The following is a 12,042-nucleotide window of genomic DNA, read 5'->3' on the forward strand; positions in this document are numbered from 1 at the left end:
AGAGTGCGGCGCTGCAACAAGGTTCAGTTTTGCCGCGCCGGCAGCACGGCAGCACGGCAGCACCGGCTGGCTGGGTGGATGGCGGCGAGGCAGGCAGTTGCGCACACCTCTTTCGACCCGCTGCCGACGCGCTGGCGCACCCAGGGGCGCTGCTAGAATGCAGCCCATCCGAGGAGCGTTGCAGCGCACCCCCTGACGGCTCGTCAGCGCGGGGCGTGAGGCTCGGACCATTTTTGCAACGACGCTCATCCACCTGGCGTGCGATGGGCTTTCCTGTTGCACGCGTCGGTGGTTTTGTCCAACCCGAACCGGATTGAACCATGAACGCACGCATGAACACCGCCGTCAACGCCGACTGCGCCATCGCCGACATCGGCCTGGCCGACTGGGGCCGCAAAGAAATCAACATCGCCGAGACCGAAATGCCGGGCCTGATGGCCATTCGCGCCGAATTCGCCGCCCGCCAACCGCTCAAGGGCGCACGCATTACCGGCAGCCTGCACATGACGATTCAGACCGCGGTGCTGATCGAAACCCTGCAGGCGCTGGGCGCGCAGGTGCGCTGGGCTTCGTGCAATATTTTTTCCACCCAGGACAACGCCGCCGCTGCCATTGCCGCCAGCGGCACGCCGGTGTTTGCAGTCAAGGGTGAAACGCTGGCCGACTACTGGGACTACACGCACCGCATCTTTGAATTCGGCCCGGCCGGCAGCGAGGGCGAAGGCCCGAACATGATTCTGGACGATGGCGGCGACGCCACGCTGCTGATGCACCTGGGTCGGCGCGCCGAGCGCGACGCCACCTTGCTGTCGCATCCCAAGGGCGAAGAAGAGACGCTGCTGTTTGCCGCCATACGCGCCAAGCTGGCGCAAGACCCGAGCTGGTACAGCCGCAAGTCGGCGCACATCATCGGCGTGACCGAAGAAACCACCACCGGCGTGCACCGTCTGAAGGAAATGGCGGCCGCCGGCACCCTGTTGTTTCGCGCCATCAACGTCAACGACAGCGTCACCAAGAGCAAATTCGATAACTTGTACGGCTGCCGCGAGTCGCTGGTGGACGCCATCAAGCGCGCCACCGACGTGATGGTGGCCGGCAAGGTGGCGCTGGTGGCCGGTTACGGGGACGTCGGCAAGGGTTCGGCGCAGGCGCTGCGCGCGCTCTCGGCACAGGTCTGGGTGACCGAGATTGACCCCATCAACGCGCTGCAAGCGGCGATGGAGGGCTACAAAGTCGTGACGATGGAGTACGCCGCCGACAAGGCCGACATCTTCGTCACCGCTACCGGCAACAAGAATGTGATCCGCTACGAGCATATGGCGGCGATGAAGAACCAGGCCATCGTCTGCAACATCGGCCATTTCGACAACGAGATCGACGTCGCCTCGCTCAGTCGGTGCGGCTGGGACGAGATCAAGCCCCAGGTCGATCACGTGCAGTTCCCGGACGGCAAGAAAATCATTTTGCTGGCCAAGGGTCGGCTGGTGAATCTGGGCTGCGCCACCGGTCACCCGAGCTTTGTCATGTCGTCGAGCTTTGCCAACCAGGTCATCGCTCAGATCGAGCTGTTTAGCCACCCGAACGGTTACGACATCGGCAAGGTCTATACCTTGCCCAAGCACCTGGACGAAAAAGTCGCGCGCCTGCATCTGCACAAGGTCGGCGCCATGCTGACCGAGCTCAGCGACGAGCAGGCGGCCTACATTGGCGTGCCCAGGCAAGGGCCGTACAAGCCCGACAGCTACCGTTACTGATTCGGTCGGCCAGCGTATGCGAGCCGACCAGTTGCTCGTCGAACGCGGGCTGGCGCTCTCGCGCTCACAGGCGCAGCGGCTGATTGCCGCCGGTGTGCGCTGGCGCTGGCCGGGCGCCGACTGGCAGCGCGTGAGCAAAAATGGCGAGGAATTGCAGGCCAGCGTCGAGCTCGATGTGCTCGACGCGGCCGAGTCGCGTTTTGTTTCGCGCGGCGGGCTCAAGCTTGACGCCGCGCTGACGCATACCGGCCTGGTGGTGGCGGGCCTGTGCTGCCTGGACCTGGGCCAGAGCAGCGGCGGCTTTACCGACTGCTTGCTGCGCCGAGGAGCCGCCCTGGTGCTGGGCGTTGACGTCGGGCAGGGCCAACTGCACCCGAGCTTGCGCGCCGACGCGCGCGTGCGTTGTCTGGAAAAATGCAACGCGCGCGAACTCAGCGCCGCCACGCTGGCGCCGCTGCTGGGGCCGCAGGAGACGGCGGCGTTTGATGTGATCGTCGGCGACCTCTCTTTCATCTCGCAAACCCTGGTCTGGCCGGCCGTCGTGCCGCTGCTGCGCCCGGGTGCAAGCCTGCTGATGTTGGTCAAGCCGCAGTTCGAGTTGCAGCCCGAGCACATAGGCAAGGGCGGCCTGGTGCGTCAGATGGCCAGCTACGATCGGGTGCGCCAGCGCATCGAGCAGGCCTGCGTCGTGCACGGCTTGCGCCAACAAGCCTATTTTGAGAGCGCGGTCACCGGCGCCGACGGCAACCGCGAATTTTTCGTCTGGGCGAAGCGGCCGGCCTGAGCCGCTGTTCAGGCACGACAAGGAGCCCGCATGGCACTGCCCCTGAGTTTTGAATTTTTTCCGCCCAAGACGCCCGAAGGCGCGCTCAAATTGCGCGCCGTGCGCCAGCAGCTCTATACGCTGCAGCCCGAATTTTGCTCCGTCACCTACGGCGCCGGTGGCTCGACCCAGCAGGGCACCTTCGACACCGTGGCTGAAATCCTGGCTGAAGGCGTTCCCGCTGCGTCGCATTTTTCCTGCATTGGCGCGACCAAGCACAGTGTGCGCGCCCAGCTTGCCACGCTCAAGGCCATGGGCGTGCAGCGTCTGGTGGCGCTGCGCGGCGACCTGCCCAGCGGCTACGGCGCGGGCGGCGAGTTTCAGTACGCCAGCGATCTGGTGACCTTCATCCGCGCCGAAACCGGACACGACTTTGTTATCGAAGTGGCGGCCTACCCGGAGACGCACCCGCAGGCCAAGTCACCCGAGGCCGACCTGCAAGCCTTTGTCGCCAAGGCGCGCGCCGGTGCGGATTCGGCCATCACCCAGTACTTTTACAACGCCGACGCTTACTTGCGCTTCGTCGACGAGCTGCGCCGCCGGGGTGTTGAACTGCCGGTGGTGCCCGGCATCATGCCCATTACCAGTTCGGCGCAGTTGCTGCGCTTCTCGGACGCCTGCGGCACTGAAATTCCGCGCTGGATTCGTTTGCGCTTGCTCGCGTACGGCGACGACAGCGCTTGCATCAAAGCCTTTGGGGTCGATGTGGTGAGCGCGCTGTGCGCCCGGTTGCGCGCGGCCGGGGTGCCCGGCTTGCACTTTTACACCATGAACCAGAGTGCGGCCACGCTGGAGATTATCAACCGGCTGTGAGGGCAGGCGGTGCGGGTCAGCCGCCGGTTTCCAGTGCTTGCGCCTGGCCGCGGCCGCGCCCGAGCAGCGAGAGCAACTGTGGCAGCGCGGCGTGCAGCGCGGCGTGCAACGTGTGCGGCGGGTTGATGATGAACATGCCGCTGGCGGTCAGGCCCGGGCGGTCGTCGGGGCCGTGTGTCGGGTCTTGGCCGATCGCCAGCGTGGCCTTGAGCCAGGGCCGCTTGGCCTGGGTGGCGAGCGTTTTCAGCCGGCGCGGCAGATCGTGCGCTTCTGGACGCGGAATCACCGGGTACCAGACCAGGTAGGTGCCGGTGGGAAAGCGCCCGAGTTGTTCTTGCAGGCAGGCGCTGACGCGACCGTAATCGGTCTTGACTTCATAACTCGGGTCGATCAAGACCGCCGCCCGCCGCGAACTGCCGGCTGTGGGCGGTGGTGGCAAAAAGGCCTTCATGCCCTCAAAGCCGTCCTGCAGGGCAACGGCGATTTGTCGCCCGGCTTCGATCTGGCCGACGTGGGCCGTCAGCGTTCGGCTGTCGGTCGGGTGCAGCTCGAACAGCTTGAGCTTGTCGCGCGACTCGGCGCGCATCAAACGCTGCATGACGAAGGGCGAACCTGGGTAAACCCGCAGGGCGCCCGAGGGGTTGAAGCTGGCCACCAGATCCATGTAGTCTTCAATCGCCGCGGCGGCCGCCGTCGGTTCCCGCTCGGCCGGGCGCAAGGCGGCAAACAGTTTCAGCACGCCGTCTTTGGCCTCGCCGCCGGTCTCGGTGTAGTCGCCATCGAGCCGGTACAGGCCGGCGCCGGCGTGGCTGTCGATCAGCGTCAGACTGGCCTCTTTCTGCATCAAATGGCGCAGCGTGGCGATCAGGGTGATGTGTTTGAGCACGTCGGCGTGGTTGCCGGCATGAAAGGCGTGGCGATAACTGAACATGCAGCGATGGTAGCGTGTCGGCCGCCGGTGCTGCGCCAAGCCGCTGGCATGACATCGCGGTCGGGTTCCGTGCGATTATGTACCCCGTCGCAGCTGGCCGTTGTTTCGGGCGCGTGCTGTCTTAGTGGGCCTTCTGGCCTCTGACACTGTGGAGAACCAATCATGAGCATGGTCCATCCGATGGCACGCGCTGGCGCAGCGCGCCGAGCTCGCCCTGTTAGAGCTGGTTCGCAAGGACGTGCCCGCGCAGCGTTTTGAGCAGTTGGCTGCCGAGTTGTCCAACTGCCCATCGAGCGCCCAGGGCGGCGACCTGGGTTGGCTCAGCCCCGAAGACTGCGCGCCCGAGCTGGCCAACGAGTTGTTTTTTCAGACCGATTCGCGCTGGGGCATGGGCGTGCACCCGCGCCTGGTGCATACCCGCTTCGGTTTGCACATCATCGAGGTGCTCGGTCGGCGCAAGGGCCGCTTGTCCGAGTTCGAGCATGTGCAGGAATCGATCGCCACCCAACTGGCGCTGCATTCGCAGGCCACTGCGCTGCACCAGTACCTGCAGCGGCTTGCCGCACAGGCGCAGATCGAGGGCGTTGATCTGGCAGCCAGCAGTTCGCCACGGGTGCGCTGAGTGCAAGAGCCGTTCGGCAGCGGTCCAAGCTGGCGGCGCCGCACCGGTGCCGGCAGAACGGGAAAAGTACCGCTGATTTGACGCACGGCAAGACGGATTCTGACCTATCCCCTTAGCCTCTCGCTGCGGCGCGCGGCCGCGGCAAATCGATTTACGGCAACATGAAAAAATTCACCGTCCCCGAGCGTCCCAGCCCTGTTTGCAGCTCGACCCCGGCGCAGGCCGACGATTTGCTTGCCCAGGCGCGCAGCGCCGGCCTGCGCACGTGGCGGCTGGCCGGACGTGAGCTGCTTGCAGTCGTGCAAGGCGGCATGGGTGTCGGCGTCTCGGCCGGCGGCCTGGCTGGTGCGGTCGCTGGTTTGGGAGCTGTGGGCACGCTGTCGTCGGTCGATCTGCGCCGCCTGCACCCGGACCTGATGGAGCAGACCGCGCAGCTTGACAAAGAGCCCGACGCGGGCGCGCGCATCGACGCCGCCAACCTGCAAGCGCTGGCACGCGAGATCGAGCGCGCGCGCGCCGTCTCGCAGGGGCGCGGCCTGATTGCGGTCAACATCATGAAAGCGCTCAGCGCCTACGAGGCTTACGTGCGCCAGGCGCTGCACAGCGGCGCCGACGCGGTGGTGGTGGGTGCGGGTCTGCCGCTGGACTTGCCCGAGATCGCCAAAGACCACCCCAAGACCGCGCTGATTCCGATTCTGTCGGACGCGCGCGGCGTGCAGTTGCTGGTGCGCAAGTGGGAGAAAAAGGGTCGTTTGCCCGACGCCATCGTGATCGAACATCCGCGCCTGGCCGGCGGCCACCTCGGCGCGGCCAAGGTGGCCGATTTGCAAGACCCGCGCTTCGACTTTGAGCGCGTGCTGCCGGCGGTGCTTGAATTTTTCAAGACCGCTGGCATCGAGCGCGAAATTCCGCTCATCGCCGCCGGCGGCGTCAGCAGCCGGGACGACATTCTGCGCTTGCAGGCTCTCGGCGCCAGCGCGGTGCAACTGGGGACGGCTTTTGCCGTCACCACCGAATGCGACGCCGCCCTGGCCTTCAAGCAGGTGCTGGCGCAGGCGCGGCCGCAAGACATCGTCGAGTTCGTCAGCGTCGCCGGTCTGCCCGCGCGCGCGGTGCGCACGCCTTGGCTGGACAAATACCTGCGCATCGAACCCAAGCTGCAGGCGGTCGCGCATGTGAAAAAAAAGTGCAATATGTCCTTTGACTGTCTGGCCCACTGCGGGCTGCGCGACGGCATCGTCGGCATCGGACAGTTCTGCATCGACCAGCAGCTTGGCCACGCCCTTGAAGGCGACACCCGCCAAGGCCTGTTTTTCCGTGGCGCCGGTGTGCTGCCGTTTGGCAGCGAAATCCGTTCGGTTCATGATCTGATGCAATGGCTGCTGGCCGGCATTCGCCCGGCCGCCATGAAAGAGAGCAACTGATGAAACGCGAGCCGAATCTGCGCGCGCAGGACTTGACCCAGACCCAGCCGATCAGCCTGGACGTGCTGCGCGAGAAATACCTCAAGGCCGGCGAAGACGGGGTCGAAGATTTGTACCGGCGCGTGGCGCGCGCGCTGGCGGCGGCCGAAAAAGAAGACGCGCGCGCGCTGTGGGAGCAGCGCTTCCTGGCCAATCTGCGCGCCGGCGCGATTGGTGCCGGTCGCATCATGAGCGCGGCCGGGACCGAGATCCAGGCCACGCTGATCAATTGTTTCGTGCAGCCGGTGGGTGACTGTATTCAGGGTATGGACGAAGGCGGCTACCCTGGCATTTACGAGGCGCTGCGCGAAGCGGCCGAGACCATGCGCCGCGGCGGCGGCGTCGGCTACGATTTTTCGCGCATCCGGCCCAAGGGCGCCGAGGTCAAGGGCACCGCATCGATGGCTTCCGGGCCGTGCAGCTACATCAACGTGTTCGATCAGTCCTGCGCCACCGTCGAGAGCGCAGGCGCGCGGCGCGGCGCGCAAATGGGTGTGCTGCGCATCGACCATCCCGACGTGCTCGACTTCATCACCGCCAAGCGCACGCCCGGGCGCTGGAACAACTTCAACGTCTCGGTGGCGGTGGGCGACGCTTTCATGCAGGCGTTGGCCGAAGATCAGCCCTGGGAACTGCTGCACCCGGCCCGGCCCAGTGCGGCGCTGATTGCCAGCGGTGCCTACCAGCGCGCCGACGGCCAGTGGGTCTATCAGACCCTGGCCGCGCGTGAGCTCTGGGACGCAGTGATGCGCTCGACCTATGACTTTGCCGAGCCGGGCATCTTGTTTCTGGACCATATCAACAGCGACAACAACCTGCGCTACTGCGAGACCATTGCAGCCACCAACCCCTGCGGCGAGCAGCCCTTGCCAGCTTACGGCTGCTGCGACCTCGGGCCGGTGATACTGACGCGCTTCGTGCGCCACCCATTTGGCCTGGGTGGCGTGGCCGCGTTCGACTTTGCGGCTTTCGAGCAGGCGGTGGCCACGCAGGTGCGCGCGCTCGACAACGTGCTCGACATCACCCATTGGCCGCTGCCGCAGCAACGCGAAGAAGCGGCCGCCAAGCGCCGCATCGGCGTCGGCTTTACCGGCATGGGCAACGCGCTGTCGATGCTGTGCCTGCGCTACGACCGCGCCGAAGGCCGTGCCCTGGCGGCCCAGATCGCCGAACGCATGCGCGACGCGGCCTACGCGGCCAGCGTGGCGCTGGCGCAGGAAAAGGGCCCGTTTCCCCGCTTCGACGCCGACGGCTACCTTGCCAGCGGCACTTTCGCCAGCCGTCTGCCCGCTGCGCTGCAGATTGCGATTCGCCGGCACGGTATTCGCAACAGCCATTTGCTGTCGATCGCACCGACTGGCACCGTCAGTCTGGCCTTTGCCGACAACGCCTCCAACGGCATCGAGCCGCCCTTTGCCTGGACCTACCGGCGCAAAAAGCGCGAAGCCGACGGCAGCCTGCGCGAATACGCGGTGCAAGACCACGCCTGGCGGCTCTACCGCGAGCTGGGCGGCGACGTCAACGCCTTGCCGGCCTATTTCGTCAGCGCGCTCGATATGTCGGCCGCCGATCACATCGCCATGATGGAGGCGGTGCAGCCGTTCGTGGACACCGCCATCTCCAAGACCGTCAACGTCGCGGCCGATTACAGTTTCGACGACTTCAAGGGCTTGTATCAGCAGGCCTGGCGCGCCGGCCTCAAGGGACTGGCGACCTACCGGCCCAACAGCATCCTGGGCGCGGTGCTCGAGCCCAGCCCGGCGCCCGCGTCGGCGCCCCACGCTGGCGCAGCGGCCGACCCGATGCGCAGCGTGATCGAGAGCCGGCCCAAGGGCGCGCTGTCGGCGGTGGCCGACAAGATCGAGTACTGGACGCAAGAAGGTCACAAGACGCTCTACGTCGTGGTCTCGTTCCTGCCGGTGCCGGCCGCCGAGGGCGCGGGAACGGTCGAGCGCGCCATCGAGTTTTTCATGCCGGTCGGCCAAAGCGGCGAATCCCAGCAGTGGATCACCTCCAGCATGCGCATGCTCTCGCTGGCCGCGCGCGGCGGCTTTCTGGAGCGCGCGCTGCGCGACATGCGCAAGGTGGCCTGGGACCGCGGGCCGGTGCGCCTGGGCACCCATCAGAAAGCCGATGGCACCCAGGTGCCGATGTGGCACGACTCCGAGGTGGCCGCGATTGCCTTTGCGATCCAGAACATACTGGCGCGACGCGCATCCGCCCCGGCGCCGACCGGCCGCGCCCTGGCCGATGCCGCACCGCCGCAGCCGGGGCTGATGGCGGGCAGGAAATGTCCCGAATGCGGCGCCCCGGCGCTGATCCGCAGGGACGGCTGCGACTACTGCACCCAGTGCGGTCACCTGGGGGCATGTGGATGAATCGGCGCCCGCGCCCGGTGTGGCCGGTCGTTGCCGCTGCCCAGGCCGATCCGCCCGGACAGCGGCCCTGGCGGCTGCGGCACCTGCTGCTGGCGCCGCACCGGCTGGCCTTTGCGCTGGCGCTGCTGTTGTTGCTGAGCACGGCCGCTTGGTGGGTGCTGGTGCAGGTCGATCGGCTTGCTGGCGTGCCGGGCCTGCCGTATGCTTTGTCGCCTGCGCTCGGGCATGCGGCGGTCATGACTTTTGGCTTCATGCCGCTGTTTTTCAGTGGTTTCTTGTTCACTGCCGGCCCCAAGTGGCTTGGCGTTGCGCCGCTGCAGGCCGCCGCGCTGCTGGCGCCCTTGCTGTTGCAAACGGTAGGCTGGCTGCTCTGGTTGCTTGGTCTGCACCTGGGCTTGGGCCTGGCGCTGGCCGGGCTGGCGGCCGCGTTGTCGGGGCTGGTCTGGGTCGGTGTGTTGTTCTGGCGGCTGCTGCTGCGCAGCACGGTGGCCGATCGCCTGCACGCCAAGGCGGTCGGCGTCGCGTTCGGGCTTGGGGTGCTCAGCCTGGCGCTGCTGCTGGCGGCCGTGTTTGCCGGGGCGCACGGGTTGGCGCGTGTCGCCGTATTGAGCGGGCTCTGGGGTTTTTGCGTGCTCGTCTTCGTCGTGGTGGCGCACCGCATGCTGCCGTTTTTTACCTCCAGCGCCGTTCCCATGGCCAATAATCTGGGGCCATTTTGGATGCTCTGGATCATGTGGGCGGCGCTGGCGCTCGAACTGCTGGCGGTCTGGTTGCAATGGGCTGGCTGGCATATCGGAGCCCACGGCCGGGTCTGGATGTTGTGGTTCGGGCTGCTGCAACTGGCCGCCGGCAGCATGATTTTGTGGTTGGCGTTCGTCTGGGGCTTGGTGCAAAGCCTGCGCATCCGGCTGCTGGCCATGCTGCATCTGGGGTTTCTCTGGCTCGGCCTGTCCTTCATGCTGGCCGGCGCTTCGCAGTTGCTGGGCTTGCGGCTGGGCACGCCGGTGCTTGGGCTGGGTGCTTTGCACGCCCTGACCATGGGCGCTTTGGGTTCGCTGATGCTGGCCATGGTGACGCGCGTTGTGTGCGGTCACAGCGGGCGCGCGCTGGTGGCCGACAACCTGGTTTGGGGCTTGTTCTGGCTGCTGCAGGTGGCGGTGTTGCTGCGCATTGCCGCTGCGCTGCCGCAGGCGCCGTTCTGGCTGATGGGGGCGGCAGCACTGCTGTGGGCTCTTGTGATGGCGGCCTGGGGCTTGCGGCTGCTGAGTTGGTTGGGCCGCTTGCGCGCCGATGGTCGACCCGGTTGAGGTTGTGCACCGCATGAACCCAGCACCCGCAGACCCGCACCTGGACACCACCCCACCAGCCCCGGCTCTCACGCCCGACTGGGCCAGTGTGGCCGCCGAGCTGATTCATGCGCGCCAGACGGTGCTGCCCAAACGGCTGCTCGATCCCGGCCCCGACGATGCTCAGTGGGCGGCCATCGTGGGTGCCGCCGCCGCCGCTCCGGACCACGGACAATTGCTGCCCTGGCGCTTCATTGCCGTGCCCGCTGAGCGGCGCGCGGCGTTGGCCGAAGTGTTTGCCCAGGCCTTGCAAGAGCGCGACGCAGCGGCCACACCCGAGCAGGTGGCGCAGGCGCGCGAGAAGGCCCGGCGTGCGCCGCGCTTGCTGTTGCTGGTGATCGACGCCGGGTGCGGCAACCCGGAGATCGATCTGTCCGAGCGCATTTTGTCGGCCGGCTGCGCGGTGCAAAACATGTTGTTGCTGGCTACCGCCTACGGTTTCGGTTCTGCGCTGACCAGCGGTAAAGCATTGCAATCGGCCCGCCTGCGCCAGCTTTTTGGTTTGCGTGCGCACGAGCATGCGCTGTGCTTCGTCAGCTTTGGCACCGTACTGGCACGCAGGCCCGGGCGTGTGCGCCCCGTGCTGGGCGACTACCTGAGCAGCCTGGGCGAGCCGCCCGAGGTCGCTTCGGCGCTGCCGGATGCCTGAACCGAGATTGTCCATTAGACGTTAGATCATGGGTTATTGGGGTCAGACACCGATTTCGCTGCAGAGCGTAGCTCCGCACTCTGCGAGCGAGCCAAAGGCTCGGCGAATTCGGGCTCTGACCCCAAAAACCCTCCTGCACCGTGCGGATGTCGGTACCCGCCTGCAGCAGGTGCGTGGCGAACGAGTGGCGCAGGGTGTGGACCGACACATGTTTGGCAATGCCCGCCTGCAGAACCGCCTTTTTCAGTTGCCGGTTCAGCCGTTCCTCAAACAGGTGGTGGCGGCGCTCGATGCCCGTCTGCGGATCGACCGACAGCTTGTGCGACGGGAAGACCCAGAACCACGCCCAGCTCTCGCCCGCCCGAGGGTACTTGCGCTCCAGCGCATGCGGCAAAAACACGCCGCTGTGTCCGCTCGCCCGATCCTGACCCCAGACCGCCCGCGCGTGGGCCAGCTGCGCTTGCAATCGAGCGATCAACGCCTTGGGCAACATCACCACCCGGTCCTTGTCGCCCTTGCCGCTGCGCACCACGATGGCATGGCGGTCAAAGTCCACATCCTTGACGCGCAGGCCCAGCGCCTCGCGCAGACGCAACCCGCTGCCATACAGCAGGGCCGCTAGCAGCCCTTCGGTGCCCGTCATGAGGCCGAACACCGACTGAACCTCATGCGCCGTCAGCACCACCGGGATGCGCTTGCGCTCCGGCGGCCGGCCAATCTGCTGCATCCACGGCAACTCCATGCCCAGCACCTGTCGGTACAAAAACAGCAACGCGTTGAGCGCCTGCCGGTGGGTGGCCGGCGCGACCTGCTTTTCGGTGGCGAGCATGGTCAGAAAAGCTTCAACTTCCGCCTGCCCCATCTCGCGCGGGTGCCGGAAACCGCCACCGCTGCGTGCCGTCCACAACACAAACGCCTTCGCCCAGTAGACGTAAACCTTCTCGGTCTGTATGCTGTAGTGCAGGTAGCGAACCCGTTCGCGCACCTGATCCAGCAGCCGGGCGGACCTTGGAGGGACCCAGTCGGGTTTATCGGATCTGTTAAACCTGTTCATGCATCCAGTATGATGCGTTACAGGTTTGATTTCAAACACATTTTTGGGATGCTAGGCGACTTTGTTTAACGGCAGCGATTGTGGGTATCCGGCGTTTTGCCGTTTAAATCAAAGTTGAACTAAACCGCTGACGCGGTGGCTGGTGCGCAAGCATGGCCACCGCGTTTTGCATGATGCAGGGCTTGCAAAAGATGGTGTTTGGCGCAGCC

Annotated in this window: 10 protein-coding genes and 1 riboswitch; of the genes, 8 read left to right on the forward strand and 2 right to left on the reverse strand. The window is 66.1% G+C overall.

The window, feature by feature from the left end:
* Nucleotides 1-164: 164 nt before the first annotated feature.
* Nucleotides 165-254, forward strand: a riboswitch (S-adenosyl-L-homocysteine riboswitch).
* A gap of 66 nt (nt 255-320) precedes the next feature.
* From ahcY to metF, 3 genes are read left to right on the forward strand one after another with little or no spacing between them, the layout of a single operon-like run.
* Nucleotides 321-1,754, forward strand: a complete 1,434-nt coding sequence (ahcY, locus tag EST26_RS02815; protein ID WP_291065233.1) for an adenosylhomocysteinase — start codon at nt 321-323, stop codon at nt 1,752-1,754.
* A gap of 16 nt (nt 1,755-1,770) precedes the next feature.
* On the forward strand, nt 1,771-2,538 hold the full coding sequence (locus tag EST26_RS02820) for a TlyA family RNA methyltransferase (RefSeq protein WP_291065235.1): 768 nt from the start codon (nt 1,771-1,773) through the stop codon (nt 2,536-2,538).
* Nucleotides 2,539-2,568: 30 nt separating this feature from the next.
* A complete protein-coding gene (gene metF, locus EST26_RS02825) occupies nt 2,569-3,390 on the forward strand; it encodes a methylenetetrahydrofolate reductase [NAD(P)H] (protein WP_291065237.1) in 822 nt (273 codons plus the stop codon).
* Between the two features lie 16 nt (nt 3,391-3,406).
* Here metF and rlmJ read toward each other — a convergent pair whose 3' ends face one another.
* A complete protein-coding gene (rlmJ, locus tag EST26_RS02830) occupies nt 3,407-4,321 on the reverse strand; it encodes a 23S rRNA (adenine(2030)-N(6))-methyltransferase RlmJ (protein ID WP_291065240.1) in 915 nt (304 codons plus the stop codon).
* A gap of 223 nt (nt 4,322-4,544) precedes the next feature.
* Here rlmJ and EST26_RS02835 point away from each other — a divergent pair, with 223 nt between their 5' ends.
* From EST26_RS02835 to EST26_RS02855, 5 genes are all read left to right on the forward strand, one after another.
* On the forward strand, nt 4,545-4,943 hold the full coding sequence (locus EST26_RS02835; RefSeq protein WP_291065279.1) for a peptidylprolyl isomerase: 399 nt from the start codon (nt 4,545-4,547) through the stop codon (nt 4,941-4,943).
* Nucleotides 4,944-5,104: 161 nt separating this feature from the next.
* Complete coding sequence (locus tag EST26_RS02840) at nt 5,105-6,367, forward strand: nitronate monooxygenase family protein (RefSeq protein ID WP_291065242.1); 1,263 nt, start codon at nt 5,105-5,107, stop codon at nt 6,365-6,367.
* Nucleotides 6,367-8,784 carry an adenosylcobalamin-dependent ribonucleoside-diphosphate reductase gene (locus EST26_RS02845; protein ID WP_291065244.1) on the forward strand — a complete coding sequence of 806 codons (2,418 nt, stop codon included), beginning with the start codon at nt 6,367-6,369 and terminating at the stop codon, nt 8,782-8,784. The genes EST26_RS02840 and EST26_RS02845 overlap by 1 nt, the downstream gene beginning before the upstream one ends.
* Nucleotides 8,781-10,091: an NnrS family protein gene (locus EST26_RS02850; RefSeq protein WP_291065246.1), complete on the forward strand. Its 1,311-nt coding sequence runs from the start codon at nt 8,781-8,783 to the stop codon at nt 10,089-10,091. Before EST26_RS02845 ends, EST26_RS02850 begins: the two co-directional genes overlap by 4 nt.
* A 13-nt stretch (nt 10,092-10,104) precedes the next feature.
* A complete protein-coding gene (locus EST26_RS02855; protein ID WP_291065248.1) occupies nt 10,105-10,779 on the forward strand; it encodes a nitroreductase in 675 nt (224 codons plus the stop codon).
* Here EST26_RS02855 and EST26_RS02860 read toward each other — a convergent pair.
* Nucleotides 10,664-11,833, reverse strand: coding sequence for an integron integrase (locus EST26_RS02860; protein ID WP_291065250.1), 1,170 nt, complete (start codon nt 11,831-11,833; stop codon nt 10,664-10,666). The two genes, EST26_RS02855 and EST26_RS02860, sit on opposite strands and share 116 nt — an antisense overlap.
* Nucleotides 11,834-12,042: the final 209 nt, after the last annotated feature.

The organism is Hydrogenophaga sp. (genome assembly GCF_014773545.1).
Taxonomy (GTDB): domain Bacteria; phylum Pseudomonadota; class Gammaproteobacteria; order Burkholderiales; family Burkholderiaceae_C; genus Hydrogenophaga.

Bases quoted from the DNA above. Each gene is read 5' to 3' on its own strand.
- EST26_RS02840 (WP_291065242.1), top strand. From the start codon at position 5,105: ATGAAAAAATTCACCGTCCCCGAGCGTCCCAGCCCTGTTTGCAGCTCG.
- rlmJ (WP_291065240.1), bottom strand. From the start codon at position 4,321: ATGTTCAGTTATCGCCACGCCTTTCATGCCGGCAACCACGCCGACGTG.
- ahcY (WP_291065233.1), top strand. From the start codon at position 321: ATGAACGCACGCATGAACACCGCCGTCAACGCCGACTGCGCCATCGCC.
- EST26_RS02860 (WP_291065250.1), bottom strand. From the start codon at position 11,833: ATGAACAGGTTTAACAGATCCGATAAACCCGACTGGGTCCCTCCAAGG.
- EST26_RS02855 (WP_291065248.1), top strand. From the start codon at position 10,105: ATGAACCCAGCACCCGCAGACCCGCACCTGGACACCACCCCACCAGCC.
- EST26_RS02845 (WP_291065244.1), top strand. From the start codon at position 6,367: ATGAAACGCGAGCCGAATCTGCGCGCGCAGGACTTGACCCAGACCCAG.
- EST26_RS02850 (WP_291065246.1), top strand. From the start codon at position 8,781: ATGAATCGGCGCCCGCGCCCGGTGTGGCCGGTCGTTGCCGCTGCCCAG.
- metF (WP_291065237.1), top strand. From the start codon at position 2,569: ATGGCACTGCCCCTGAGTTTTGAATTTTTTCCGCCCAAGACGCCCGAA.
- EST26_RS02820 (WP_291065235.1), top strand. From the start codon at position 1,771: ATGCGAGCCGACCAGTTGCTCGTCGAACGCGGGCTGGCGCTCTCGCGC.